The sequence below is a fragment of the Frankia sp. AiPa1 genome (assembly GCF_023243075.1).
Classification (GTDB): Bacteria; Actinomycetota; Actinomycetes; order Frankiales; family Frankiaceae; genus Frankia.
The window spans coordinates 1-4,859 of the sequence record NZ_JALKFZ020000075.1 but is presented as its reverse complement, the minus strand read 5'-3'; the positions used below and the strand labels follow the sequence as shown (position 1 = coordinate 4,859).

Annotated in this window: 3 protein-coding genes and 1 pseudogene; 1 reads left to right on the top strand and 3 read right to left on the bottom strand. The window is 74.7% G+C overall.

The genetic code is table 11. The annotated features are described in order from the left end of the window. The first annotated feature begins 168 nt into the window (after positions 1-168). The gene (locus tag MXD95_RS07405) at positions 169-1,116 is read left to right on the top strand and encodes a maleylpyruvate isomerase N-terminal domain-containing protein (protein ID WP_250639797.1); all 948 of its coding nucleotides are present in this window, start codon (positions 169-171) and stop codon (positions 1,114-1,116) included. A 114-nt stretch (positions 1,117-1,230) separates the two neighbouring features. Here the strand turns inward: MXD95_RS07405 and MXD95_RS07400 are convergent, their stop codons facing one another. The 3 genes and pseudogenes from MXD95_RS07400 to MXD95_RS07390 form a co-directional block, all read right to left on the bottom strand. Next, positions 1,231-2,745, bottom strand: a complete 1,515-nt coding sequence (locus tag MXD95_RS07400; protein WP_250639796.1) for a putative type IV secretion/conjugal transfer ATPase — start codon at positions 2,743-2,745, stop codon at positions 1,231-1,233. Then, positions 2,742-4,280 carry an SCO6880 family protein gene (locus MXD95_RS07395; RefSeq protein WP_250639795.1) on the bottom strand — a complete coding sequence of 513 codons (1,539 nt, stop codon included), beginning with the start codon at positions 4,278-4,280 and terminating at the stop codon, positions 2,742-2,744. Before MXD95_RS07395 ends, MXD95_RS07400 begins: the two co-directional genes overlap by 4 nt. Beyond that, positions 4,277-4,859: pseudogene (locus MXD95_RS07390) on the bottom strand (hypothetical protein); the annotation flags it as partial. The gene MXD95_RS07395 and the pseudogene MXD95_RS07390, both read right to left, overlap by 4 nt.

The following is a 4,859-nucleotide window of genomic DNA, read 5'->3' as shown; positions in this document are numbered from 1 at the left end:
TGCCGTCCACCGTGTGCCGTCCACCGTGTGCCGTCCACCGTGTGCCGTCCACCGTGTGCCGTCCACCGTGTGCCGTCTGCCTTCGCGGTCTGCCGTCTGCCGAACGGAGCGCCGCTGGTTCGGCGGTTTCGTCTGGCGTCGAGCGGCGAGAGGGTGCACGGTGGCGATATGGCTGCCCCCACATCGTCCCGTTCCGGCCGCTACCCCGACGACCGGCCGCCACCCCCGCCGGACCTGTCGCCCTCGGCGGTCCGGTCGGACTCGGCGGCCCCGGCGGACTTCTCGCTCCGGTCGGAACCAGCGGACCGGTCGGATCCGGACTCGGGGCCGGTGCAGGAGTCCGGGGTCGCCGCGGCACTGGCGGCGGCCGGACCAGTATCCGTCGGCTCGGACTATCGGCCCTCGACCATTCCGCATGATCTGCTTGCCGGCGTCACCGCGGCCCATGGTCGCCTCGCGGATGTGCTTGCCGGCGTGGACGACGACACGCTGCGCCGCCCGTCCGAGCTGCCCGGCTGGAGCGTCGCCCATCTGCTCACTCATATCGCCCGTAACGCCGAGGCTCATCTCGGGATGGTGCAGGCCGCGTCCGTCGGCGAGGTCCGCGACATGTATCCGGGTGGGCAGGCACAGCGCGACGGCGACATCGAGGCCGGGCGGGACGTGCCCGCCGCCACCGCACGCGCCGCGATCACCGACGCGATGGCCCGCCTGGAGCAGGCCTGGGATGCGGTTCCCGTCGACGTCTGGCGCACCGGGCTCGGCCGGGTGATCGCATACGGCCCGACCTCCCTTGCCGATCTGGTCTTTCTTCGCTGGCGGGAGGCCGAGATCCATCTCGTCGACCTCGGCCTGGCGGATCATGATGGTCCCCGCTGGGCCGATCTCGACGCCGCGTACGTCGACGTCGAATGGGCCTGGACGGTGCGCGGCCTGTCCGAGCGCGTGCCGCCGGAGTACACCGTCCTGCTGGCGCCGGGGGACCGCCCATCCACCGCCGCCGGCCGCGGCGACCGGCTGGTCGTCGTCGACGTCCCCGCCCTGGACGCCCTGGCCTGGCTGACCGGCCGTCAGCCCGGCGCCGACGGCTGGCCGCCCCTGGGTCCCTGGAAGTGAGATGCCCCTGGACGTGAGATGCCCTTGGACCTGCACCGCCGCCTGGAAGCGAGACCGCCTCCTGGACGTGGGACCCCTGGACGCGGCGGCCAGCGGGTGGTTCTGGGCCGGGCGTCAGGTGGCCATGCGTTCGTCGGTGTGGTAGAGGTGCGCTTCGGCCTCGGTGAGGACGAGTTGGACGGGGTAGCCGCCGAGGCCTGCGATCTTCCACAGGCCGCGGCCGCGGTCGCCGCCGCCCCAGGAGGCGACGAGCATGCGTTCGGCGTCGGTGAGGCCGACGGCGTCGGCGAGGTCGGCGAGAGGGCGGGTGTCCTGGGCTAGCAGGATCCGTACGTCGCAGGAGGAGACGAGTTCGCGGGCGATCGCGACGGCTTCGGAGCCGGCGGCACCGACGGCCTCGAAGTCGGCGAGACGGTGAGTGGCCAGGACCTGGATGGTGCCCTCGGCGCGGCTCAGGCGCAGGTCCGAGTCAATCTTGCGGACGAAGTCGACGCCGGCGCGCAGCTGGCGCCAGACCTCGTCGCGGATCACCATGCGTAGCCGGCCGGGTTCGTCGATCGCGGCCTGCCCCCAGCTGGACAGGCAGGACAGGCCGACGACGACGGCGTCCTCGCCGCGCTGGGACAGCCGGGAGATGTCGACGGACTGCATGGGCGCGTCGAAGTCGAGCGTGACGGTGGTGGGGGCGTCGAAGATGCCGGCGAGGTTGCGGACCATCGAGCCCAGCGCGTCGGTGACGCGGCGGAACAGTCCGACGAACTCGGTGCGCGACGTGCAGCGCACGGCGTCGACGAGATGCTCGGGGGCCTCGATCAGCACCCGGTGAATGTCGGGGATGGTCGGGTCGGCCAGCGTGGTCGCGGCCTGGTGTTCACCGGTGGCGATGCGCAGTGCCTCGGCGAGGACGGTCTCGTCCTCCGGGCCGACGGGGGTACGGGCGCCGACCAGGGTGACCAGCAGTCGCAGTCGGCGCCGGGCGATCTCGGCGAGGCGTTCGGTCAGCAGGGCCGGGTCGCGGGGCAGGCGGGTGCCCAGGGGACCGGCGTCGAGCGGGTTGAGCCGTCCGGGCAGCCCGGGGCCGAGTTCGCTGACGGAGCCGCCGACGGCGTCCACCAGTGCGCCGTACTCGCCCTTGAGGTCGCCGAGCACGAGGGTGGACACGCCGAACTGGGTCAGCCGCAGCGAGAGGGCTTTCAGCGTCGCGGACTTGCCGGCGCCGGGACTGCCGGAGACCAGCAGGTTCGGGTTGCGCACGAGGCCCTGGCGCAGCCATTCCACGGGGTGGCAGGAGAACGCCGCACCGGTGATCACGTCGTAGCCGAGGTAGGCGCCGACCGGCGGCACTCCGGCTCGGGTCAGCATCGGGTAGAGGCCCTGTACGGCGGCGGTCGACCCGCGCCACACGGCGGCCTGGGCCGTGTTGGCTGCCCGTCCGCCGAACGCCCCGCGCCGGCCCCGACGTGGAATCCAGGAGCGTGCGCGCGGCGACGCCTCCGGCTGATCGACGAGGACGGGAGGCCGGGTCGGGGCGGGCAGGAGATCGGCAAGGTTGTGCGCCGGCAGCGAGGTCAGGTCGAGACCCCGCCCGCCGCGAGACCTCCCGGTGGGGCTCGCCGAGCGGCGGCTCATCGCCACAGCCCGGCACTGGGCAGGCCCAACCCGAGGGGCAGGGTGGCGGCGAAGCCGGCGTCCTGGGCCATCCACAGGCGGCGCAGCACCAGCCGGCAGCCCTGGCCGGCCGCGTCCGCCTCGAGCTCGGCGCACGCCTCCTCGAGCCGTGCCGGGTCGGTCACCGTCACCGTCAGGTAGCCGGCGAACCTCACCAGTCCGTGGCCGAAGGCGTTCTCGACCTCCTGACGCTGGGCGTCGGCGAGCGCCTGGCGTTCACTGGTGCGCACCACCCCGCCGGTGCGCTGGCGCAGGCTGACCGAGAACGACGAACGGGTGATGTCGCCGAGCACGGCGCGTTCGGCCTCGGCGGGCGGCAGCGGTTCGTAGAGCAGGGCGACGGCGCGCCGGGCCGTCGCGGTCGAGCGCAGGACGGGCACCAGCCCGCCGGCGGCGACCGGCGAGCGAGGCCATTCATACACCTGGTAGGTCACCGAGTAGCCGCCGTCATGGTGATAGGAGCCCAGCTTCGCCTCGGCGGCCGCGGGTCCGGCGAGGGCGGAGTCGACCCCGGGCGGGGTGCCGTCCCAGGCCGGGTCGCCGGCCGAGGCACGGTGGGCGGCGTGCGGTCCGGCGGCGTGCGGGTCGAACGCCGTGCGGATCACCTCGGCCAGGTCCCGCACGCCCATCCAGCGGCGGACCTCGACGCCCGCCGAGCGCATCCGGTCCGCGGCCGCGCCCACCTCGCGGATGAGCACCGCCGCCGCACCGGTGTCACCGCCGCCGGCGGCCCTGATCGCCGAGCGGGCCCGCTGCTGCGACAGGGAGATCGCGAGATACGCCTCGTGCCGGGACTGCCAGACCTGCTGGCCGCCGAGCAGCGCCGCGGCGGTGCGGGTGGCGAGGTCCGGGGCGTCGTGGGTGGTGTGCGCGGCGGTCCACTGCACCAGCTCGGCGCCGTCCTCGGGCAGGTACCGCTGGTAGAGACCGACGCGGGAGACCGGCTTGCCCTCCTCACACCAGCCGGCGAGCAGCCCGCCCCACGCGCCGACGCGCCGCGCCGCCGACGCCGCGTCCGCCAGCGCCAGGCCCGGGAACTGGATGTGCAGCACCACCGTGTACGTCTGCTCGTACGGATGGTGCACGACCGCGACCGGGACACCCGCGCCGCGTTCCTCCTCGAGGAACCGCAGCGGCGCCAGCACCCCGGGCAGATCCACCCGAGGCAGGCCCGCCGGGTCCGCCGGATCGGCCGCGGGCTGCCAGGCCGCACCCGCGTACCAGGTCTCGCGTCGCATCTTCGCCCGCCGAAACCGCACCATCCGCAGCACCCACTCTCCGACCGCGAGCCCCTGCACCCGCATCCACGCCGCGATCAGCATCAGCGCGGCGACCGGCAGCACCGCCGGCAGCGCCGCGAAGGCCCCATAGGCCACCGTGTATCCGGTCATCACCACAGCGGCGACGACCAGCAGCGCCCGTGGGACGCTCAGCCCCAGCGCCCACGACCCGGCCCGGTCCCGCTTCCACCCGTGGTAGGTCTGCACCTCACTCACTGGCGTTCACTCCAGTGCATCCCGCCCGGCCCGCCCCGGGGGACGATCGGCCGCGGGCCGGCCGGTGTGCGAGGCAACCGCCCGTCCGGCACCTGTCCTGGCCCCGGCCCCGGGTACTCGGTGGGAGACGGGTACGGCGGTGCCTTCGCGATGGGCACGCCGTCGCCCGGACGAGCAGCCGCCGACGGACCCGGCGGTGGGCCGTCCGGGACTGTCGTGGTGGCTTCGGCTTCCGCGGCGCCGGCGCCGTCGTCCGTCGGTGGCACAGGCGGCGGGTCGGCTCCCGTGGGGATCGGAGCTGGTGCGACCGGCGACGGTGCACCGCTCCTGCCTCCGCCCCCGCCACGTCCGCTACCCCCGCTACCCCCGTTACTGCCGGCGGATGGCCGGGAGGCGGAGCGTTCCTCGCTGCGGCGCAGCGAGGGGGTGTCCATCGACTCGCCGATCCCGCCCAGGCCCGCATGCGCCGCGGTGCGGCCCAGCCCGCGCTGGAACCCGCCCACCGCCGCCGCCGTGGCCATCGCGGCCATCGGCAGGAACCCGGCCGCACCCGCCGCCGCGCCGGCCGCGCCCCCCGCC

What these genes read in the sequence shown, in the direction of transcription:
- MXD95_RS07405 (WP_250639797.1), top strand. Translation starts at nt 169, where the DNA reads ATGGCTGCCCCCACATCGTCCCGTTCCGGCCGCTACCCCGACGACCGG.
- MXD95_RS07400 (WP_250639796.1), bottom strand. Translation starts at nt 2,745, where the DNA reads ATGAGCCGCCGCTCGGCGAGCCCCACCGGGAGGTCTCGCGGCGGGCGG.